At 58.6% G+C, this 19,869-nt stretch carries 21 protein-coding genes and 1 tRNA gene; 8 read left to right on the top strand and 14 right to left on the bottom strand.

Annotated features, from left to right (window positions below; genetic code table 11):
• Positions 1 to 444 precede the first annotated feature (444 nt).
• Positions 445 to 535: transfer RNA gene (locus FQB27_RS03085), tRNA-Ser, on the bottom strand.
• A 208-nt stretch (positions 536 to 743) separates the two neighbouring features.
• Between FQB27_RS03085 and FQB27_RS03080 the strand changes: the two genes are divergently transcribed.
• The gene (locus tag FQB27_RS03080) at positions 744 to 1,061 is read left to right on the top strand and encodes a hypothetical protein (RefSeq protein WP_206374246.1); all 318 of its coding nucleotides are present in this window, start codon (positions 744 to 746) and stop codon (positions 1,059 to 1,061) included.
• Positions 1,062 to 1,106: 45 nt separating this feature from the next.
• On the opposite strand, the gene lepA is transcribed toward FQB27_RS03080, so the two are convergent.
• The 10 genes from lepA to FQB27_RS03030 form a co-directional block, all read right to left on the bottom strand.
• On the bottom strand, positions 1,107 to 2,909 hold the full coding sequence (lepA, locus tag FQB27_RS03075; RefSeq protein WP_169559388.1) for a translation elongation factor 4: 1,803 nt from the start codon (positions 2,907 to 2,909) through the stop codon (positions 1,107 to 1,109).
• Between the two features lie 72 nt (positions 2,910 to 2,981).
• Positions 2,982 to 3,434 carry a PaaI family thioesterase gene (locus FQB27_RS03070; protein WP_169559387.1) on the bottom strand — a complete coding sequence of 151 codons (453 nt, stop codon included), beginning with the start codon at positions 3,432 to 3,434 and terminating at the stop codon, positions 2,982 to 2,984.
• Between the two features lie 69 nt (positions 3,435 to 3,503).
• Complete coding sequence (pheT, locus tag FQB27_RS03065) at positions 3,504 to 5,909, bottom strand: phenylalanine--tRNA ligase subunit beta (RefSeq protein ID WP_169559386.1); 2,406 nt, start codon at positions 5,907 to 5,909, stop codon at positions 3,504 to 3,506.
• On the bottom strand, positions 5,906 to 6,982 hold the full coding sequence (gene pheS / locus FQB27_RS03060; RefSeq protein ID WP_169560051.1) for a phenylalanine--tRNA ligase subunit alpha: 1,077 nt from the start codon (positions 6,980 to 6,982) through the stop codon (positions 5,906 to 5,908). Before pheS ends, pheT begins: the two co-directional genes overlap by 4 nt.
• 113 nt (positions 6,983 to 7,095) lie before the next feature.
• On the bottom strand, positions 7,096 to 7,458 hold the full coding sequence (gene rplT / locus FQB27_RS03055; protein WP_169559385.1) for a 50S ribosomal protein L20: 363 nt from the start codon (positions 7,456 to 7,458) through the stop codon (positions 7,096 to 7,098).
• Between the two features lie 12 nt (positions 7,459 to 7,470).
• Entirely contained in the window at positions 7,471 to 7,668 is a 198-nt protein-coding gene (gene rpmI, locus FQB27_RS03050; protein WP_169559384.1) for a 50S ribosomal protein L35, read from the bottom strand.
• A gap of 195 nt (positions 7,669 to 7,863) precedes the next feature.
• A complete protein-coding gene (gene infC / locus FQB27_RS03045; protein ID WP_169560050.1) occupies positions 7,864 to 8,400 on the bottom strand; it encodes a translation initiation factor IF-3 in 537 nt (178 codons plus the stop codon).
• A gap of 138 nt (positions 8,401 to 8,538) precedes the next feature.
• The gene (gene thrS, locus FQB27_RS03040; protein WP_169559383.1) at positions 8,539 to 10,458 is read right to left on the bottom strand and encodes a threonine--tRNA ligase; all 1,920 of its coding nucleotides are present in this window, start codon (positions 10,456 to 10,458) and stop codon (positions 8,539 to 8,541) included.
• Between the two features lie 171 nt (positions 10,459 to 10,629).
• Positions 10,630 to 11,565 (bottom strand): glycosyltransferase family 9 protein, encoded by a 936-nt coding sequence (locus tag FQB27_RS03035; protein WP_169559382.1) that lies wholly within the window; start codon positions 11,563 to 11,565, stop codon positions 10,630 to 10,632.
• Positions 11,555 to 12,742: a glycosyltransferase family 4 protein gene (locus FQB27_RS03030; protein WP_169559381.1), complete on the bottom strand. Its 1,188-nt coding sequence runs from the start codon at positions 12,740 to 12,742 to the stop codon at positions 11,555 to 11,557. The genes FQB27_RS03035 and FQB27_RS03030 overlap by 11 nt, the downstream gene beginning before the upstream one ends.
• A gap of 39 nt (positions 12,743 to 12,781) precedes the next feature.
• Between FQB27_RS03030 and FQB27_RS03025 the strand changes: the two genes are divergently transcribed.
• Positions 12,782 to 13,564: an alpha/beta fold hydrolase gene (locus FQB27_RS03025; protein ID WP_169559380.1), complete on the top strand. Its 783-nt coding sequence runs from the start codon at positions 12,782 to 12,784 to the stop codon at positions 13,562 to 13,564.
• Between the two features lie 10 nt (positions 13,565 to 13,574).
• Entirely contained in the window at positions 13,575 to 14,000 is a 426-nt protein-coding gene (locus tag FQB27_RS03020; protein WP_169559379.1) for an NUDIX hydrolase, read from the top strand.
• A 194-nt stretch (positions 14,001 to 14,194) separates the two neighbouring features.
• Here the strand turns inward: FQB27_RS03020 and FQB27_RS03015 are convergent, their stop codons facing one another.
• Positions 14,195 to 14,392 carry a DUF2842 domain-containing protein gene (locus FQB27_RS03015; RefSeq protein WP_169559378.1) on the bottom strand — a complete coding sequence of 66 codons (198 nt, stop codon included), beginning with the start codon at positions 14,390 to 14,392 and terminating at the stop codon, positions 14,195 to 14,197.
• Between the two features lie 186 nt (positions 14,393 to 14,578).
• Here FQB27_RS03015 and FQB27_RS03010 point away from each other — a divergent pair, with 186 nt between their 5' ends.
• A complete protein-coding gene (locus tag FQB27_RS03010; protein WP_169559377.1) occupies positions 14,579 to 15,208 on the top strand; it encodes a bactofilin family protein in 630 nt (209 codons plus the stop codon).
• 62 nt (positions 15,209 to 15,270) lie between these two features.
• Here the strand turns inward: FQB27_RS03010 and FQB27_RS03005 are convergent, their stop codons facing one another.
• Positions 15,271 to 15,774, bottom strand: a complete 504-nt coding sequence (locus FQB27_RS03005) for a GNAT family N-acetyltransferase (protein ID WP_169559376.1) — start codon at positions 15,772 to 15,774, stop codon at positions 15,271 to 15,273.
• A 218-nt stretch (positions 15,775 to 15,992) separates the two neighbouring features.
• On the opposite strand from FQB27_RS03005, the gene FQB27_RS03000 reads away from it, so the two are divergent.
• From FQB27_RS03000 to FQB27_RS02985, 4 genes are read left to right on the top strand one after another with little or no spacing between them, the layout of a single operon-like run.
• The gene (locus FQB27_RS03000; RefSeq protein WP_169559375.1) at positions 15,993 to 16,562 is read left to right on the top strand and encodes a sigma-70 family RNA polymerase sigma factor; all 570 of its coding nucleotides are present in this window, start codon (positions 15,993 to 15,995) and stop codon (positions 16,560 to 16,562) included.
• On the top strand, positions 16,559 to 17,011 hold the full coding sequence (locus FQB27_RS02995) for a hypothetical protein (RefSeq protein ID WP_169559374.1): 453 nt from the start codon (positions 16,559 to 16,561) through the stop codon (positions 17,009 to 17,011). Before FQB27_RS03000 ends, FQB27_RS02995 begins: the two co-directional genes overlap by 4 nt.
• Positions 16,998 to 17,471, top strand: a complete 474-nt coding sequence (locus FQB27_RS02990; protein ID WP_169559373.1) for a periplasmic heavy metal sensor — start codon at positions 16,998 to 17,000, stop codon at positions 17,469 to 17,471. The genes FQB27_RS02995 and FQB27_RS02990 overlap by 14 nt, the downstream gene beginning before the upstream one ends.
• Positions 17,464 to 18,090, top strand: a complete 627-nt coding sequence (locus tag FQB27_RS02985; RefSeq protein ID WP_169559372.1) for a DUF938 domain-containing protein — start codon at positions 17,464 to 17,466, stop codon at positions 18,088 to 18,090. The genes FQB27_RS02990 and FQB27_RS02985 overlap by 8 nt, the downstream gene beginning before the upstream one ends.
• 122 nt (positions 18,091 to 18,212) lie before the next feature.
• Here FQB27_RS02985 and groL read toward each other — a convergent pair whose 3' ends face one another.
• The gene (gene groL / locus FQB27_RS02980) at positions 18,213 to 19,859 is read right to left on the bottom strand and encodes a chaperonin GroEL (RefSeq protein ID WP_169559371.1); all 1,647 of its coding nucleotides are present in this window, start codon (positions 19,857 to 19,859) and stop codon (positions 18,213 to 18,215) included.
• Between the last annotated feature and the right edge of the window lie 10 nt (positions 19,860 to 19,869).

Raw genomic sequence — 19,869 nt, 5'->3', positions numbered from 1 at the left:
GCAGAATAAGCCCAAAATCTAGGTAAAGTCAATTTACACTAGTTGAGATTTATACTTGGTTAAGATTTTTTAATGTAGCTTTTCACAAATTAAAACGAACAACCAGATCGTTATGTGACAACTAATATAATGAATGCGACCTACCTAAGGTTTATTTAGTAGATATAGTTTTTTTTAAAACTTTCAAGCGAATAATCAGGCCTCACGCTGAAGCCAGAGCAAGGCAAAACCAAAATACAGCACCGCCAAAAGACAAGCTCATCATAAAGCTACAAACCCATAATTCACCTCCCCAACCTGGCTTCTGCACACTGTAAAAAGCCATAATCTTTAAATGAAGGCCCAGCTACAGGATTGACTGCCGACTTCGCAAGATATGCAGCCACCTAAAGCAAGTAGGACCACTTGGCGGAACAGTATATCGCTATGTCAGGAAAGAGAAAATGGCGGAGGGAGGGGGATTCGAACCCCCGATACGGTGTTGCCGTATACACACTTTCCAGGCGTGCGCCTTCAGCCACTCGGCCACCCCTCCGCGGGGCCCGGTATTACCGGGACCGGGGGAATATACCCAACAAGACGAAGAATGCAAGCCCACAAACCGTAAAAAATTGAAAATCATTTACCCGCTGTCTGTTTATGGCTAGGCTGACCCGAAATATCGGAACGAAAGTGAGCAATAGTGCCGAAAAACGGGGATTTTTCCCGCGATCGGACAAAACGGCCTCGGGGGGACGTTGCACGTGTTTTTGAAGATTGTTGCGTGGGGCCTGATCATTTTGGCCCTGTTACTGGGCGGCGCCGAGATTGTCGCGTCGTTGGAGGCCGGGGAATGGACGCCCCAGTTGCTGGGACAGCTTTGGTTCATGATAGATTCGTCCAGCCTCAACCTGCTTCAGGCGGTCGTTCAGCGCTATCTGCACCCGGTCCTTTGGGACCCTGTCATTCTGAGTGTATTGTTGCTGCCGGCGTGGGCGGTGTTTCTGGTGCCAGGGAGCCTGCTGCTGGCCCTCAGCCTCTGGCGGAGCCGCCGCAACAAGCCCAAGCGGTTCCTGAGATAGAAAACAGGCCCTGCCCACCGGGGACAGGGCCTGCATCAGGTCCGATCAGTCGTCGCCCATCTTGAGGGCGGCCAGGAAGGCCTCCTGCGGGATGTCGACGTTGCCGACAGAGCGCATCCGCTTCTTACCCTTCTTCTGCTTCTCCAGCAGCTTTTTCTTACGGGTGATATCACCGCCGTAACATTTTGCGGTCACGTCTTTGCGCATGGCGCTGATGGTTTCACGGGCAATCACCTTGCCGCCAATGGCCGCCTGCAGGGCAATCTTGAACAGCTGGCGCGGAATGAGGGTCTTCAGACGCTCACACAGCTGGCGCCCCCGGTTTTCCGCCTGACTTCTGTGCACCAGCATGGCCAGCGCGTCCACCGGCTCCGCATTGACAAGAATGCTCAGCTTCACAAGGTCGCCCTGCTCATAGGCATACATTTCATAGTCAAAGCTGGCATAGCCCCGGCTGACGGATTTGAGGCGGTCATAGAAGTCGAACACCACCTCGTTGAGGGGCAGCTTGTAGACCACCATCGCCCGGTTGCCCGTATAGGTCAGGTCCAACTGGACGCCGCGCTTTTCCTCGCACAGCTTGAGAACATGGCCAAGATAGTCGTCCGGCACCATGATGGTTGCCTTGATCCACGGCTCCTCGATCCGCTCCACCTTCATGATGTCCGGCATATCCGCCGGGTTATGAAGATCGATCCGCTCGCCATTGGTCATATACAGGTGATAGACCACGGACGGTGCGGTGGTGATCAGGTCCAGATCGAACTCCCGCTCCAGCCGTTCCTGAATGATTTCCAGATGCAACAGGCCGAGGAAGCCACAACGGAACCCGAAGCCGAGCGCGGCGGAGGTTTCCGCCTCGAAGGAGAAACTGGCGTCATTGAGGCGGAGCTTGCCAAGGCTGGCTTTCAGTTCGGTAAAATCAGCGGAATCGACCGGGAACAGGCCACAGAACACCACCGGCTGGTTCGGCTTGAAGCCCGGCAGCGGCGCGGCGGCCGGCTTACGGTCGTCGGTGATGGTATCACCCACCTTGGTATCCGCCACTTCCTTGATGGCCGCGGTCATGAAGCCGATTTCGCCCGGACCAAGTTCGTCGACGATCAGGCCCTTCGGCGTAAACACACCCACCCGGTCCACCAGATAGGACGCGCCGGTTTCCATCATGCGGATCTTCTGACCCTTGCGAATAAAGCCCTCGCGCACCCGGAACAGGACCACAACACCCAGATAGGCGTCATACCAGCTATCGATCAGCAGCGCCTGCAGCGGCTTGTCCCGATCACCGGTCGGGGCCGGCATGCGGTTGACCACGGCTTCCAGAACCTCGTTGATCCCAAGGCCTGTTTTCGCGGATACGGCAATGGCATCGGTCGCATCGATGCCGATCACTTCCTCAATCTGCTCGGACACCCGGTCCACATCGGCGGCTGGCAGGTCCACCTTGTTCAGGACCGGAACGATCTCGTGGTTGACTTCGATGGCCTGATAGACGTTGGCAAGGGTCTGGGCCTCAACGCCCTGACTGGCATCCACCACCAGCAGCGAGCCTTCACACGCGGACAGGGACCGGTTAACCTCATAGGCAAAGTCCACATGGCCCGGTGTGTCGATCAGGTTGAGCGTATAGGTCTCTCCGTCCTTCGCGGTATAGAGAAGACGCACGGTCTGGGACTTGATGGTAATGCCCCGCTCGCGCTCGATATCCATGTTATCGAGGACCTGCTGCTGCATCTCCCGCTGGTCGAGCCCGCCGCAATCCTGAATGAGCCGGTCCGCCAGGGTGGACTTGCCATGGTCAATATGGGCAATGATCGAGAAATTTCTGATTTTGCTGAGGTCTGTCATCTTCCAAGCCGTCAAATGAAACAAGCGGAGCGCCTAGTCTCCAAGTAACATAGTTTAAAGGGGATGCAATATCTATCCGCGCCTAGGCAGCACAATATCGTTGAATTTTCCATTCCCGTCACCGGGAATCTTCATGATGCCACTGGCGCTGAACACGGTTTCCCCGTCTGCTGTCAGAAGGCAGGTCGCGAAAATCGTCTTGCGGGTCTGCTTCAGGACGGTTGTCCGCCCCTCCAGCCAGCATCCCAGCGGCGCCGGTGCCACGAAATCACAGCTCATATGGACCGTCGGTAGGAACTTGCCCACCTTCGTCTCGAACTGGGAGCCCACACCAAGCTGCATATCCGCAAAGGTCATCAACATGCCGCCATGGCAAATGTCAGCGATATTGCAATGCCGTTCCTCAACGCGAAGGCCCAGAATGGCCTTGCCTTCTTCTGTTTTCATAAACAGGGGGCCGGTTGTCTCAACAAACCCCTTGATCCCGTCAAACGCCTCGAACCCGGCGGGAATTACCTGTGACACAACTGTTCTCCTGAAAGACGCAAGGGGGCCGCTTACACGCCCCCCTTGCCGGTTCACTTCTTGTTTTCCCTAGCGGCGAAGAGTACCACCGCTGGTCTTTTCAACATTCATGACGACCTTGGCCGACACCGCGTCGATCTCTTCATCGGTCAGGGTCTTGTCCTGTGGCTCAAGGCGCACGGACAGGGCGACGGACTTCTTGCCCGCTTCCACCTTGTCGCCTTCATAGATGTCAAAGATCGTGGCGTCCGCAATCAGCTTCTTGTCCGCCCCGCGGGCGGCCCGAAGGATTTTCTCGGCCGGCACATCCTGATCCATCAGGAAGGCGAAATCCCGTTCCACGGCCTGATAGTCAGACACCTGAAGCGGCGATTTGGCGGTTTTCCGCTCCCCTTTCGGCAGGGGCACCGCATCCAGATACAATTCGAACGCCATGATCGGCCCCTTGACCTTCATGGCTTCCAGAACTGCCGGATGCAATTCACCAAAGACCGCCAGACGGTTCTTCGGCCCCAACTGGATCACGCCGGACCGGCCCGGGTGATACCATTCCGGGGCCCCGGTCACCACCTGCGCCGTCGAGGCAGGTCCGCCCACCGCTTCCAGCAGGTCCAGAACGTCGGCCTTGGCATCGAACACATCAAATGCCCGGCCCGCGCCCGCCCAGTGGCGGCCCCCTGTCTGGCCTGTCCGAATACCGGCGGCAACCGTGCGCTGTCCGTCCGGCTGGTCAGAATGATATTCCCCGGCCACCTCAAACAGGCAGATGTCATGGAAACCACGGGACTGGTTCCGACCGGCTGCGGCCACAAGGTTGGGCAACAGGGACGGACGCATCACGTCCAGATCGGAACTGATCGGGTTGGACAGGACAATATCCTCGTTCACCCCACCGAACAGCTCGGCATGGGCGCGCGGCAGGAAGGAATAGGTCACCGCCTCGATCATCCCGCGTGCGGCCAGCGCCCGCTTGGCGATCCGAACCCGGCGCTGCCCCAGATTGACAGACGGCTTGGCAACCGCACTCAGGGCCGGCAGCGGTACGGTCGGGATGTGGTCGTAGCCCACGATCCGCAGGACTTCCTCGACCAGATCGGCCTCCCCGTCCACATCCATGCGCCAGGACGGCACATCCGTAACGATTGTCTCGCCCTTGTCTTGCGGGTTGAAACCCAGACGGTCCAGAATGGCCACCATCTCGGTTTCTGCAACCTCGACACCGCCAAGTTCCTGAACCCGCGCCTTGCGCAAGGTCACCTGTTTTTTCCAGTCCGGGCCTGTGCCGTCAGAAACAACATGGCTGGGTTCGCCGCCGCACAGTTCCATGACCATACGGGTTGCCATTTCCATGCCGGTTTCAACGAAATCCGGGTCAACGCCCCGCTCGAACCGGTAACGCGCATCGGATTCAACGCCCAGTGTCCGGCCTGTCGTCGCAATGCGGATCGGGTCAAACAGCGCAGCCTCAATAAACACATTCACGGTCTCGTCGGTACAGCCGCTCAGTTCCCCGCCAATGATCCCGCCAATACCTTGCGGGGCGGCATCATCGGCAATCACGCAATCCTCGGCGGACAGGGTGTATTCATCCCCATCCAGCGCCAGCAGGGTTTCCCCGGCCTTGGCCATGCGCGGCTGGATGTTACCGGACAGCTTGTCCGCATCGAACACATGAAGCGGGCGGCCCAGATCGAACGTGAAGAAATTGGTGATGTCCACCAGTGTGGAAATCGGCCGCAATCCGATAGAGGTCAGACGATCCTGCAGCCATTTCGGGCTGGGGCCGTTCTTGACACCGCGCACATAGCGACCGAGGAATTTTGAACAGGGCAGCGGTTTCTCGCCGCTGAATTTCAGCTCAATCCCAATCGGGCTGTCAAACACCCCTTCAACAGCAGCCGTGTTCAGCGGCTTCAGCGTCCCGAAACCGGCAGCCGCCAGGTCACGGGCAATCCCGTAAACGCCAAGGGCATCCTGATGGTTCGGTGTGATGGCAATTTCCACGATCGGGTCATCCAGACCGGCCAGAACCGCGAAACTGGCGCCGATCTCGGCATCTTCCGGCATGTCGATAATGCCGTTATGCTCGTCGGAAATGCCCATTTCACGTTCGGAGACCAGCATGCCGTTGCTTTCAACGCCGCGAATCTTGGACGGTTTCAGCAACAGGTCGGTCCCCGGAACATAGACACCGGACGGGGCGAAAACCGCCTTCATACCGGTCCGGGCGTTGGGCGCACCGCAGACAACCTGCACCACTTCCGTGCCGGTATCCACCTGACAGACGCGCAGGCGGTCCGCATCGGGATGCTGTTCAGCCTTGATCACATGACAGACCCGGAAGGCTTCCAGTTCCTTGGCCCGGTCGGTGATTTCCTCAACTTCCAGCCCGATGGCCGTCAGCTTTTCGGACAGGGCGTCCAGCGAGGCGTCGAATTCCAGATGTTCACGAAGCCATGAGACAGTGAATTTCATCGTGACAGCCCTCCCCCAAGTGTCGGGATATCCAAAGGAACAAATCCGTAATGTTTCAACCAGCGCAGATCGGAATCAAAGAAAGCACGCAGGTCAGGAATGCCGTATTTCAGCATGGCGATCCGGTCGATGCCCATACCCCACGCAAAGCCCTGATATTCATTGGGGTCCAACCCGCAATGAGCCAGAACCTTCGGGTTGACCATGCCGCAACCCAGAATTTCCATCCAGTCGTCGCCCTCGCCGATCTTGATGTGATCGCCGGCAAAGGTGCAGCGGATATCCATTTCAGCGGACGGTTCGGTGAACGGGAAATAGGACGGGCGGAACCGCATCTCCACATCATCCACCTCAAAGAAAGCCCGGCAGAATTCCTTCAGAACGCCTTTCAGGTGCCCCATATGGCTGGTCTTGTCGATGACAAGGCCTTCAATCTGGTTGAACATGGGGGTGTGGGTCTGGTCGGAATCGCAGCGGAACGTGCGGCCCGGCACCACGATACGGTGCGGCGGCTCGATATTCTGCATGGTGCGAATCTGCACCGGTGATGTATGCGTGCGCAGCAACTGACGGGTGCCATCCGCCTTTTCCGGCAGATAGAACGTGTCGTGCATCTGGCGGGCCGGATGTTCCGGCGGGATATTGAGCGCGGTGAAGTTGTGGAAATCGTCCTCGATGTCCGGGCCTTCCGCAATGGTAAAGCCCATATCCGCGAAAATTTCCGTGATTTCGTCAGTCACCTGACTGATCGGGTGAATGCGGCCCTGCATTTCTGGCCGAACGGGCAAACTGATATCCACCCGCTCCGAAGCCAGACGGGCTTCCATCGCCGCCCGGTTCAGGTCGGACTTGGCAGCGTCAATGGCGTCAAGAACCGTCTGTTTCAGACCGTTCAGTTTCGGCGCAACGGCCTGCCGTTCTTCGGGGGCCATCTGTCCAAGGCCCCTCATCATCAGGCTAAGACGGCCTTTTTTGCCGACGGCGGAAATCCGGACTGCCTCAAGGGCGTCGAGATCTTTTGCGTTGCCGATCTCCCCCAGCAACTCGCTTTCAAGCGTTTCAATATCCTGCATCATCACTCGCAAATAAAAAAGGGAACCCATTGCAGTGGGCCCCCTTTTAATAAAGTGGTCGTCGAATAAGTCTAGTAGCTAAGCTTGTAACCTAATCGAGGGCCCGATCAAAATCAGGCTTTGGCAGATGCCTTTTCAGCAGCTTCAACCAATGCCTTGAAGGCCTCAGGCTCGCGTACGGCAATATCGGCAAGAACCTTACGGTCCAGATCGATGCCGGCCAGCTTGAGGCCGTGCATAAAGTTGCCGTATGTCATACCAAGCTCGCGGGACGCGGCATTGATACGCTGGATCCACAGGGCGCGGAAGCTACGCTTCTTGGCGCGACGGTCGCGGTATGCGTACTGACCGGCTTTTTCAACCGCCTGTACTGCCGTGCGGAAGGTGTTCTTGCGGCGACCATAGTAACCTTTGGCTGCCTTGATAACTTTTCTGTGACGTGCGTGAGTAGTCACGCCGCGTTTTACACGTGCCATGATTTACTCTCCTTAGCCGTATGGAAGAAATTTTTTGACGATCCGGGCATCCTGGTCGGCAAGAATGGTCGTGCCGCGCTGGTTGCGAATCTGTTTGTTGGTCCGTTTGATCATACCGTGCTGTTTACCAGCCTGGTTGCCACGGACCTTTCCGCTGGCTGTGAGAGAGAAACGTTTTTTAACGCCACTCTTTGTTTTCAACTTGGGCATTTTTGGCTTCCTTTAATTAACCGTTGAAGCAATAGAGCAAACTCGGCAGCCCCAATTGGCCGGAATGCTCTGCGAGACGAGGGTTATAACGAGGCTTGCGAATTTATTCAAGCCTTGTTTCACCAATTGTTTCTGATGAACCACCGGAGGGAAAAGGCCGATGGGGAATCGGCCTGTCTTCCGGAAGAATTCGGATTATTTGACGGGCGCGATCACCATTGTCATCTGGCGACCTTCCATCTTCGGATGCTGCTCTACCTTGGCAATTTCCACGGTCTCGGCCTGAACCTTCTTCAGAAGTTCCATGCCCAGTTCCTGGTGCGCCATTTCACGCCCGCGGAACCGCATGGTCAGCTTGACCTTGTCACCACCGCCAATGAATTTTTCCACCGCCCGCATTTTGACGTCATAGTCATGCTGGTCGATGTTTGGCCGCATCTTGATTTCCTTGATGTCGACGGTTTTCTGCTTTTTCCGGGCCTTGGCGGCTTTTTTCTGCGCCTCAAACTTGGCGCGGCCATGGTCCATGATCTTGCAGACAGGTATCTGGCCGGGGGAGACTTCGACAATATCCAGTCCCACTTCATCTGCCAGGCCCGCCGCCACTTCAATAGGGACGACGCCGATATTGTCGCCTTCCTCGGTGATCAGGCGTACTTCGGCATTGTCAATCTGTTCGTTCGTGCGGGGGCCGTCCTTGGCCGGAACCGCATTTCTCTGTGGACGAGCTATTTACCTTCTCCTTCGTTATTTCGACAGAAGTCAGGTGATGGCGACACCCATCACCTGCCCTTATTTTACATTGTTACGGGCCCGGTGCCAGAATTTCCTTCAACAGGCCGTCAATATTCTGTTCCTGTTTCCGCTCCGTTATCGGGAACCCGGTACGGCGGCCTCTTCGGCCAGTTGCGCCAGTGCCTCATCAAGGCTCATCACCTTCTGGTGCTTGTCGCCAAGGCGACGGACAGAGATGGTTCCCTCTTCCGATTCCCGGCGTCCGGCAACCAACAGGGCCGGAACCTTGGCAAGGCTATGTTCCCGAACCTTATAGTTGATCTTCTCGTTCCGAAGGTCCAGCTTGCCGCGCAGGCCAAGTTTGGCGGCCTTTGCCAGCACTTCACGGGCATACTCGTCCGCTTCGTCGGTAATGGTCGCCACCACCAACTGGGTCGGCGCCAGCCACAGCGGGAAGCGTCCGGCATATTCCTCGATCAGGATGCCGATGAAGCGTTCCATGGACCCAAAGATGGCCCGGTGCAGCATGACCGGACGGTGCTTGGCCCCATCCTCGCCGATATAGCTGGCTTTCAGGCGTTCCGGCAGCACGAAGTCCACCTGCAGGGTGCCGCACTGCCAGTCCCGGCCGATGGCGTCGGTCAGGACAAATTCCAGTTTCGGCCCGTAGAACGCGCCCTCTCCGGGGTTGAGCGTATAGGACAGCCCCGTGGCTTCGACCGCTTCTTTCAGCGACCCTTCCGCCTTGTCCCAGATGGCATCATCACCGGCCCGGGTTTCCGGACGGTCCGAGAATTTCACCTTCACCTCGGTAAAGCCGAAATCCTTGTAGATATCCAGCAGCAGTTCGCAGAAAGTCTCGGTTTCCGAGGTGATCTGGTCCTCGGTACAGAAGATATGCGCATCATCCTGCGTAAAACCGCGCACCCGCATGATACCGTGCAGCGCCCCGGACGGCTCATACCGGTGGCAGGAGCCGAACTCGGCCATGCGCAGCGGCAGGTCGCGGTAGCTGGTGATGCCCTGATTGAAAATCTGCACATGGCAGGGGCAGTTCATGGGCTTGAGGGCGAAGGTCCGCTCCTCTGATTCCGTGGTGTACATGTTCTCGCGGAACTTGTCCCAGTGACCAGAATCCTCCCACAGCTTGCGATCCACCAGCTGCGGCGTCTTCACTTCCTTGTAATCGGCCAGTTCCAGCTTGTGCCGGATATAGTTTTCAAGGGTCCGGTACAGGGTCCAGCCCTGTTCGTGCCAGAACACCATGCCGACGGCCTCTTCCTGCATGTGGAACAGGTCCATTTCCTTGCCCAGCTTGCGGTGGTCGCGGCGTTCGGCCTCTTCCAGACGGTGCAGATGGGCTTTCAGTTCCTTCTCGTTCCGCCACGCGGTGCCGTACACACGCTGCAGCATCTCGTTCTTGGAATCGCCGCGCCAGTAGGCACCGGCCAGCTTCATCAGCTTGAACGCATGGCCCAGCTTCTTGGTGGACGGCAGGTGCGGCCCCCGGCACAGGTCCTGAAATTCGCCCTGACGGTAAATGCCGATCGGCTGGTCGGCCGGGATCGAGCCGATGATTTCCGCCTTGTATTTCTCGCCCTGACCTTCAAAGAATTTCACCGCTTCGTCGCGGTCCCATTCTTCGCGGTCGATGGATTCGTCACGATCGACAATCTCGTGCATCCGCTGTTCGATCTTTTCCAGATCTTCCGGGGTGAACGGCTTGTCGCGGGCAAAGTCGTAGTAAAACCCGTTTTCAATGGCCGGGCCGATGGTAACCTGTGTTTCCGGATACAGTTCCTTCACCGCCTCGGCCATCACATGGGCCGCGTCATGGCGGATCAGTTCCAGAACATCGTCGCTTTCCTCGCGGTTGGTGACAATTTCAACGGTGGTGTCGGTATCGAGAACGGTCTTGAGATCCTTCATCTCGCCGTCGATCCGCAAGGCGATTGCCGCCTTGGCCAGTCCGGGCCCAATATCCGCTGCCAGCGCTTCGCCCGACAGGGGCCCGTCAAACACACGAACGCTGCCATCTGGAAGCGTAATGTTCACTTTTCCGTTTTGCAAAATATACCACCACTATGTTGGGTTCCGAACAATACCCTGAACTGAACCTGGTTTCGAGAAATGCGACTTTAAAAATATGGCAATCGATGTCAAGCGATTGCCACAGAAAACCAAGGATTTTACGGGTTTTTCCCCCGACAAGTTGCAGATCGGCCCTCAGGCACCGGATGGCAGGGTCGCAATTACCGCGTCCAGCGACAGGCTGGCAAGGTCATCGCGCTGCAAAACCGTCACCGCCTGCCCCCGTGGCCGGGCCCGCGACGGGTCGGACGCCCGCGAGAACAGAACCGTCACCGGACAGCCCACCGCCGCGATCATATGCAGGGGGCCGGTATCGTTTCCAACCGCCAGCGCCGCCCCTGCCCCAAGACCGGCCAGATCCTCAAGACTGGTTTTGGACGACAGGTCGATCGCCTCGGGACAGATCCCGCAAATTTCCGCCAGCACATCCGCCTCGGCCTTGCCGCCGATCAGCACCGGGGTGACCCCTTGCGACACCAGATGCCCGGCCAGCGCCCCATATGAGGCGGCCGGCCAGCGTTTTTCCGGCCGGTGCGCCGATCCGCCCGGCACCAGCAGGGCATAAGGGACCGGCAGCGCGAAATCCCGGGCCGCCTTGATGGCCCACGAGAAATCAGCGGGCGGCATATCCGTAATCCCGGCTTGGGCCAGTTGCTCGGACTGACGCTCCACCGTATGCAGGCGGCCACGATTCGGGTTCCGGTGCGGGTGGCTGCATCCCGGCGCAACCCCGGACCATTCCGGGCGGCGCCCTGCGGGAAACAGCTTCAGATACGAGCTGGACCGGCTGGATGTCTGCAAGTCATAGACCCGGTCGAAATTCCCGCTTCGCAGTTTCCGTTTCAGGGCCAGCAGGCGGCGCACCTGCCACAGCTTGGGCTTGTCATCCACCCAGATGTCATCGAACAGGCCGGACTTTTCCAGAAAGGGCTTGAACAGGGCGGTTGTCAGCAGGGTGATCCGGGCCGCCGGATGATGGGCGCGAATGGCCTGAAACAAAGCCTGAGCCAGCACCACATCGCCGAACGCCCCGTGCTTGATCACCAGAATATTCTGCGCCCTATTGGTCATACGGGTCCTGCTTCGCCGCCAGCACATCGCGGTAGACCTCAAGGGTCCGGGCGCACATTTTCTCGATCGTGAAATGGTCGATCACGAATTGCCGCGTGCGAGCGGCAACTTTCTGCCGTGCCTCAGGCGACATACCCAGCGCCTCGTCCAGCGCTTCCGCCATGGCATCCGGGTCATCAACCGGGACCAGCCAGCCGGTTTCCCGGTCCAGAACCGTTTCCAGCGATCCGCCGTGGGCCGTGGCCACCACCGGGCGGCCCATGGCCTGCGCCTCGACGGAGACCCGCCCGAAGCCTTCCGGCACCAGCGTTGCCGACACCACCACATCGGCCAGCATCATGGCGACGGACATATCGTGGCAATAATCCTTGATCTGCACCCGTCCCTGCAGGCCGTGCCGTTCGATCAGGTCGTTCAACTCCCGGCGATAGGCCTCGCGCCCCTCGCCCGCGCCGACAAACAGGGCCAGAAACTCGCGGGTTTTCATGCGTGCCAGCGCCTCGATCAGGGTCACATGCCCCTTCAGGCGCGTCAGTCGGCCCGGCAGCATCACCACCGGCACCCCGTCGGGCAGCGCCCAGTCCGTGGCCATCTTGATGATCCGTTCGGCACTGACGGCGGCGGGGTTGAACTTGTGATAATCAACGCCCCGCGGAATGGTCACCAGCCGGTCTTCCGGCACCTTGTAGTGGGTGCGCACATGATCGGCGATAAAGTTCGAGATCGCGATCACCCGGTCGCCCTTGGCCATGATCGCGTTATAGAAATTCTTCAGGAAGCCGCCCCGCGTATAGGCCGCATGGAAGGTGGTGACAAAGGGCACCTTTTCCTTGCGGGCAGCGGCCCGTGCACTCCATGCCGGGGCACGGCTGCGGGCATGGACAATATCGACACCATACTCGCGGATCACCTTGCGCAGGCGCCGCACATTCCGCCGCATGACAAACGGGTTCTTGGACGCCACCGGCAAGGTCACATGAACCGCATCGATGCGGTCCAGTTCATACACCATCCGCCCGCCAGACGACACCACCACCGGCGTCCAGCCTGCGTCCTTCAACGCGGCGGCCATCTCGATGGTGCCCCGCTCCACACCGCCGCCGTTCAGGTTTGGCAAAATTTGCAAAACAACGGGGCGGCGGGTTTCTTTTGCCTCATTCCCGGTGCTATGTTGCATTTCAATATTCTTCATAAACTGCACAAAACGGTTATACCAATGACACTTCCCAACAGCCCGTCTACCGATCCGGAAATGCTGCCGCGTCCCGATGGCCAGTCCGTCGCCTACCATCACACAGCGGGGTCCACACCGGGGGTCATCTTCTGTTCCGGCTTCATGTCGGACATGGAGGGAACAAAGGCAACCATTCTCGAACAGGCCCTGACGGGACTGGGAAGAAGCTATACACGTTTTGACTATCTGGGGCACGGACAATCGACAGGCCATTTCGAGGACGGCACCATCAGCCGCTGGACGGACGATGCACTGGCCGTGCTTGACGAATGCACCGCCGGACCGCAAATCGTGGTTGGCTCCTCCATGGGGGGATGGATCGGGCTTCGCATGGCCCTGCTCCGTCCGGATCGGGTCAAGGGCTTCATCGGCATTGCCGCCGCGCCCGATTTCACCGCCCGCATGAAGGAAGACATGCCGCCCGAGGGCCTGAAGGATATTGAGGAAAAGGGCTTCTGGGCGCAGCCGTCGGAATATTCTGACGAGCCGTACGTGATTACCCGAAAGTTGCTGGAGGATGGCCCGCGCAACTTTGTCATGACCGGCCCGCTGGGCATCACCTGTCCGGTGCATCTGTTGCAGGGGATGAAGGATGACAGTGTGCCGTGGGAAACCGCCCTTCGGATACAGGACGCCCTGCAGGGTGAGGATGTGGTGACGACCCTGATCAAGAACGGCGACCACCGCCTGTCCGAGGCCGATGACCTGAACCGCCTGATCATGGCGACCGAACGCCTGTGCATGAAAGTCGAGGCCACCCTGTGAGGCCGTCCCGATGACCGCCACATTTCCCGCCCATCCCGTTGTCGGGGTCTCTGCCGCGATCTGGCGAGACGAGGAATGCCTGTTGATTCGCCGGGGCAAGGAACCGCTTAAACATGCGTGGAGCCTGCCCGGCGGACGACAGGAATTTGGCGAGACGGTGGAGCAAACGATCCACCGTGAAATTCTGGAAGAAACCGGCCTTCGGATTGAACTGCTGGGGCTGGCGGGCGTTACCGACCTGATCCTGCCAAACGCCGAGGGGCAGACAGAATGCCACTATACCCTTATAAATTATGTTGCCCGGGCCCTGCCCGGCACGGCGCAGGCGGGCGATGACGCCCTTGAAATACGCTGGATACGGATGGAAGATCTGGATCAAATCTGCCTATGGGAGAAAACCGCCGAGATCATCCGGGCCTCGCGAAAACAATTCTGAAAAACTTGCTGTCTTTCTGCATTTCCGCATCTGGAAACCATTGGGGAACGTACTATATTAGCAATAGAGTGACATACACAGAACACTCTGTTGCTCATCAGTGAGAAACTCCCCTCTCCCACTGGTAGGCAGCAAGCCGGGTCGACTCCCCCCTCTCGATCCGGCTTTTTTTTATGCCGCACCGATCCCCGCCATTATTCCTGTCCGGACTGCATCCACTTGATGATTTTCATGGCTGGAAAAATCCACAATATTCCCGCAACCGGATAAAACAGCAGCTCGACCCACCGGTTGTCCGGCAGGATATTGACGGCCAGCAACATCACACCAAGCGGATAGACTGTCAGCAGAACAAGCAGGAGCAACAACCCCGCAATTTTACGACTTTTCATAGGGACCTTCACTTCATTCCTGTCCGGTACCGGACCTGTTCGGGCACCCTACGGGATGACGCGAAAAAAGCAACGACCTATCCCTACCGGGCCACAGAATCTCCATAAATTTGCCAGTCTTCTTCCTCAAATGCGCCATGTTGGCCGCCTTTAATCTCCTCGTACCGTCATTCAAAGGAGAGGGACATGTTCAACAAGAAAAAGGCGGGCGACACCACCGCCGCCGAAACACCTGCGGACACGTCCGCATCCACCCAGCCATCCCAGGCCTCCCAACCGGTCAGCCGGGTCAAGCCGGTCTCCGATCCTGACAAGGCCAAACCCTACGCCACCGCCACCGCCACATCCCCCTTTCCGCTGAATACCGGCGGCACCCGCGCCTCCTCCGACCAGAACAAGGACCAGTCCAGCACCAGCCGCCTTCACGTCGGCAAGGACATCCATCTGAAGGGCGAAATCACCGCCTGTGACCGTCTGGTTGTGGAAGGCAAGGTTGAGGCCTCCATGAATTCCAAGGAAATCGAGATCACCGAAAGCGGCATGTTCAACGGCGAGGTTACCATCGACACGGCGGACATCTCTGGCGAATTCGAAGGCACCCTGACCGCCCGCAGCCGCCTGATCATCCGCAAGACCGGGCGCGTCTCCGGCATCATCGAATATGGTGAGATTGAAATCGAGCCCGGCGCCGAGATTTCCGGCAACCTGCACAAGACCGGCTCAAAAAAAAGAACCATGACGGAAATGGCTGAATCCATCGCTGGCAAGCTGGTGGACAAGTCCAAAAAGGAAGACGGCATTACCGCCACCCACTAACCGCGCTCACGTCTCCCCTGTGGCGCGAGGCAGGCTCCTCCGACCGGGAGCCTGCCACCCCGTCAGGTCGCCGAAAACCCCGCGTGATAGATAACCGCCCCCGTAGGCGTCTCGCCGCCAAACGACAGGGCCATGAAATATTCCGGCGGCACCCCCTCATACCGCAGGTCGCTTTCCGCCCGAAACCCGAAGCGGTGATAATAATCCGGGTCTCCCAACACCACGCAGCCCCCGGCGCCCATCCCCTCAAGCCGCGCCAGACCGGCCCGCACAAGGGCGTCGCCAATGCCCTGCCGCTGCCTGTCAGGCAAAACCGAGACCGGGCCAAGCCCGAACCAGTTCCGATCCTCCCCCGCCACCAGAACAGGCGAGAACGCCACATGCCCCACAATCGCCCCTGCCTCGATGGCAACAAGGGAAACGGACAATCCGCCAAGCTGGCGCAGGGCGTCAATAATGGCCCCTTCCGTCCCGTCCCGATGCTCGGCAAGGGCAAAGGCTGCTTCTGTCACCTGCCGGATTGTCGCCGCCTCTTCCGGGCGCTCCGGCCGAATTTCAACTGTCATCCTGACTCCTTTCCCGGTGCCCTGAAAAATCGTCCCTATCATGACACCCTTTTGCTGTCCGACAAAGTCAGCCCGCGCAAAACGGGCACGGGGTCGCATTTTTTTCACAAACAACGACGGAAAAACACCCCTGCCCCGTTATACTGGGTGACAGAGCGTGGACGGGACCAGGGAAAAGTCATTTACCGACCTTGTAAACCAATGAAAACCAAAGGCTTATGAGAAAAACAGACCCTGTTGAACGTGATGCGGATTTGATGCGCCGGGTCGCCCGGGGGGATGGCTCTGCCAGCCGCCTTCTGGCCCGCGAGCATCTGGACGGCGCCTATCGGCAGGCCCTGTCCCTGCTCGGCAACCGAAGCGATGCGGAAGATACCGCACAGGAAGCCTTTTTGCGCCTATGGAAGGCCGCCCCGGATTGGCAGCCCCAGGCCCGGATCAAGACCTGGCTTTATCGCGTGGTCTATAATCTGTGCATGGATCGGTTGCGCCAGTCCAAACGGTTCAGTTCCGCGGAAATACCGGAGCAGGCCGACCCGGCCCCGTCCATGTTTGAGCTGAGAGAGAGACAACAAATGCATGACAGCCTGACCCACAGTCTGCAACAATTGCCAGCCCGGCAACAGGCTGCCATCCGTCTTGTCCATCTGGAAGAATGCTCCGGGCGGGAGGCTGCCGGCATTCTGGATATTTCGACCGACGCCCTGGAATCCCTGCTGGCCCGCGGTCGCCGGAAACTTCGGGATTTGTTACAAACGGCTGAGAACAGGAAAGGAGGCCGGAAATGAGCCATGATACCGACACCGACAAACAGCGCCTTCTGAGGGTGCTGGACGCTTACGGCGCAGACCCGGCCCGCTGGCCCCCTCAGGATCGCCAGCGCCTGTCCCCGCTCTTGGCGGCGCCGGACCCGGAAGTCACCGCCCACCTTGCCGAAGCCCGCACGGTGGACAGCCTGTTCAAGGAACAGGAACAGCAAGCCCATGCCCCCTCCCACCTGATGGGGGCGGTCCTGAACGATGCCGACCGGCTATACGGTGCGCGAGATAAAGGCTTCCTTTTTCTGCTGCGGCCCTTTGTCGGGGTTGGCAGCGGGCTCGCCTTTGCCCTGATGATCGGCATACTGGTCGGCATCCTCAGTCCCAACCTGACCGTGCCGGACGATGAACCCCTACTCAACGACCTTGCCTGGTCCGACAGCCTGCAAGAATGGGAGCTTGGTAATGGCAGCAGCTAAAAAAACGGTCCTGACAGTCCTTTTTGTCGTCTCGCTTGGCCTCAATGTGGCGGCGGGTGCCTTTCTCGCAACCCAGTGGATGAAGCATGGTTACGGCCACAGCCGGGGCAGCGGCTGGTTTGATCGCCATGCCGCCCTGTCCACCCTGTCAGACAGCGAAAAAGACGCAATCGATACCCTGTGGCGCGACAAGCGGGGCCAGATGAAGGCCATTTACCGGGATTACCGGACGGCCCGGCAGGACCTTGCCCGCCTGCTCGGCCAGCCGGAACTGGACCTGCCCGCCATTGGCGCAACCCAGCAGCAAATGACCACATACCGGCGGCAGATTGACACCCTCATGCAGGGGGCCTTTCTGGAGATGGCCCGCTCTCTGCCACCGGAAAAGCGGCAGACCTTTTTTCAGCAAGGCTTCGCCCGCCAGAAATGGAACCATCACAAGGACCAGCGGGATGACTGAGGATAACCGTATTTTTGCCCCCGCAACCGCGCGGAACCGTGAACCGATTTTAGAGACCCTGAAGCCCCGCCTGCCCGAAACCGGTACCCTGCTGGAAATTGCCAGCGGATCGGGCGAGCATGCCTTTTTCATGGCGCCGCAATTGCCGCATCTTTACTGGCAGCCCAGCAATCTGGACGCCGCCCAGAATGACAGTGTTCTGGCGTGGCGGGACCTTGCCGGGGCGGATAATCTTCTCGCGCCGCTGGTTCTGGACGCCGCCGCGCCCGTCTGGCCGGTGGAAGCAGCCTCCTATGAGCACGCGCCAATCCGCGTCATCTTCAACGCCAACATGATCCACATTTCGCCGTGGGCCGTTTGTCAGGGGTTGATGGCGGGGGCCGGACGCCTTCTGGACCGGGGCGGGATGCTCTTTCTCTATGGTCCCTACAAGGTCGGGGGCACGCATACCGCCGACAGCAACATCCAGTTTGAACACTGGTTGCAGGCGCAGGACCCCCGCTTCGGGGTTCGGGATATTGACGCGGTTGCCGCCGAGGCGGACCGCCACCGGCTTGAACTGACCGAAAGCTGCCCCATGCCGTCCAACAACTTCCTGCAGGTTTTCGTCAAACGCTGATCCCGTCCCGAAGGATCAGGGCCCGTCCCGAAGGATCAGGGGTTTTCCGCCCGCCAGATAACAAGCACAAAAAAAGGGCTGCGAAATCGCAGCCCTTCTCTTTTTCGGTTGGGATGATCGGCTTAGAAGCCCATGCCACCCATGCCGCCCATACCGCCCATGTCAGGCATTGCCGGTGCGGCGCCTTCCTTTTTCGGAGCGTCTGTAACAGTCGCTTCGGTGGTGATCAGCAGGCCAGCGATGGAAGATGCGTCTTCCAGTGCGGTGCGGACAACCTTGGCCGGATCAACAACGCCGTCTTTCAGCAGGTCGCCGTAGACGCCTGTCTGTGCGTTGAAGCCGAACTTGGCGTCGCTCTGTTCCAGCAGCTTGCCAGCGATAACAGCACCGTCATAACCGGCGTTTTCTGCAATCTGGCGAACCGGAGCTTCCAGTGCACGACGGATGATCTTGATGCCAACATTCTGGTCGTTGTTGACGCCTTCCAGACCGTCCAGTGCGCGGGATGCGTACAGCAGGGCTGTTCCGCCGCCCGGAACGATACCTTCTTCAACAGCAGCGCGGGTTGCGTGCAGGGCATCGTCAACGCGGTCCTTGCGTTCCTTCACTTCAACTTCAGTTGCGCCGCCAACCTTGATGAGGGCAACACCACCAGCCAGCTTGGCCAGACGTTCCTGAAGTTTTTCACGATCGTAGTCAGAAGAAGTTTCTTCGATCTGTGAACGGATCTGTGTGCAACGAGCCTCGATTTTTTCCTTGGCGCCTGCACCGTCAACGATTGTGGTTTCTTCCTTGGAGATCGTAACAGTCTTCGCTGTACCCAGCATGTCGAGGGTAACGCTTTCCAGTTTGATGCCCAGCTCTTCAGAGATCAGCTGACCACCGGTCAGGATGGCGATATCTTCCAGCATGGCCTTACGACGGTCACCGAAGCCCGGAGCCTTAACAGCAGCAATTTTCAGGCCACCGCGCAGCTTGTTGACAACCAGAGTTGCCAGCGCTTCGCCTTCGATGTCTTCAGCAATGATCAGAAGCGGCTTGCCGGACTGAACGACAGCTTCCAGGATCGGCAGCATCGGCTGCAGGTTGGTCAGCTTCTTCTCGTGCAGCAGGATGAACGGGCTTTCCATTTCAGCCATCATCTTTTCAGCGTTTGTCACGAAGTATGGTGACAGGTAACCGCGGTCGAACTGCATGCCTTCAACAACGTCCAGCTCGGTTTCGAGGCCTTTGGCTTCTTCAACCGTGATAACGCCTTCGTTGCCGACTTTCTGCATGGCGTCTGCAATGATGCGGCCAATTTCGGCTTCACCGTTTGCGGAAATGGTACCGACCTGGGCAATTTCCTCTGCACCGGCAACCGGGTTTGCGCCCGCACGGATGCTTTCAACGGCTTTACCAACGGCCAGATCGATGCCGCGTTTCAGGTCCATCGGGTTCATGCCGGCTGCAACGGCCTTCATGCCTTCCTGAACGATGCTCTGTGCCAGAACGGTTGCTGTGGTGGTACCGTCACCGGCAACGTCGTTGGTCTTGGAAGCAACTTCACGGACCATCTGTGCGCCCATGTTTTCAAGCTTGTCTTCCAGCTCGATTTCCTTGGCGACGGAAACACCGTCCTTGGTCACGCGCGGTGCGCCAAAGGATTTGTCGAGAACAACGTTCCGGCCTTTCGGGCCGAGCGTTACTTTAACGGCGTCTGCAAGTGTGTTGACACCCTTGAGGATCTGGCTGCGCGCATCGGCGCCAAATTTTACGACTTTTGCCATTTTCTTGATT

The organism is Sneathiella chinensis (assembly GCF_012720115.1).
In the GTDB taxonomy this organism is placed as follows: Bacteria; Pseudomonadota; Alphaproteobacteria; order Sneathiellales; family Sneathiellaceae; genus Sneathiella; species Sneathiella chinensis.
The sequence above is the reverse complement of the archived record's forward strand: the minus strand, read 5'-3'. Positions and strand labels throughout refer to the sequence as shown.

Excerpts from the sequence above, each read along its gene's own strand:
- lepA (WP_169559388.1), bottom strand. The coding sequence starts at position 2,909 with ATGACAGACCTCAGCAAAATCAGAAATTTCTCGATCATTGCCCATATT.
- pheT (WP_169559386.1), bottom strand. The coding sequence starts at position 5,909 with ATGAAATTCACTGTCTCATGGCTTCGTGAACATCTGGAATTCGACGCC.
- pheS (WP_169560051.1), bottom strand. The coding sequence starts at position 6,982 with ATGCAGGATATTGAAACGCTTGAAAGCGAGTTGCTGGGGGAGATCGGC.
- rplT (WP_169559385.1), bottom strand. The coding sequence starts at position 7,458 with ATGGCACGTGTAAAACGCGGCGTGACTACTCACGCACGTCACAGAAAA.
- rpmI (WP_169559384.1), bottom strand. The coding sequence starts at position 7,668 with ATGCCCAAGTTGAAAACAAAGAGTGGCGTTAAAAAACGTTTCTCTCTC.
- FQB27_RS03035 (WP_169559382.1), bottom strand. The coding sequence starts at position 11,565 with ATGACCAATAGGGCGCAGAATATTCTGGTGATCAAGCACGGGGCGTTC.
- FQB27_RS03030 (WP_169559381.1), bottom strand. The coding sequence starts at position 12,742 with ATGCAACATAGCACCGGGAATGAGGCAAAAGAAACCCGCCGCCCCGTT.
- FQB27_RS03025 (WP_169559380.1), top strand. The coding sequence starts at position 12,782 with ATGACACTTCCCAACAGCCCGTCTACCGATCCGGAAATGCTGCCGCGT.
- FQB27_RS03020 (WP_169559379.1), top strand. The coding sequence starts at position 13,575 with ATGACCGCCACATTTCCCGCCCATCCCGTTGTCGGGGTCTCTGCCGCG.
- FQB27_RS03015 (WP_169559378.1), bottom strand. The coding sequence starts at position 14,392 with ATGAAAAGTCGTAAAATTGCGGGGTTGTTGCTCCTGCTTGTTCTGCTG.
- FQB27_RS03010 (WP_169559377.1), top strand. The coding sequence starts at position 14,579 with ATGTTCAACAAGAAAAAGGCGGGCGACACCACCGCCGCCGAAACACCT.
- FQB27_RS03005 (WP_169559376.1), bottom strand. The coding sequence starts at position 15,774 with ATGACAGTTGAAATTCGGCCGGAGCGCCCGGAAGAGGCGGCGACAATC.
- FQB27_RS03000 (WP_169559375.1), top strand. The coding sequence starts at position 15,993 with ATGAGAAAAACAGACCCTGTTGAACGTGATGCGGATTTGATGCGCCGG.
- FQB27_RS02995 (WP_169559374.1), top strand. The coding sequence starts at position 16,559 with ATGAGCCATGATACCGACACCGACAAACAGCGCCTTCTGAGGGTGCTG.
- FQB27_RS02990 (WP_169559373.1), top strand. The coding sequence starts at position 16,998 with ATGGCAGCAGCTAAAAAAACGGTCCTGACAGTCCTTTTTGTCGTCTCG.
- FQB27_RS02985 (WP_169559372.1), top strand. The coding sequence starts at position 17,464 with ATGACTGAGGATAACCGTATTTTTGCCCCCGCAACCGCGCGGAACCGT.
- groL (WP_169559371.1), bottom strand. The coding sequence starts at position 19,859 with ATGGCAAAAGTCGTAAAATTTGGCGCCGATGCGCGCAGCCAGATCCTC.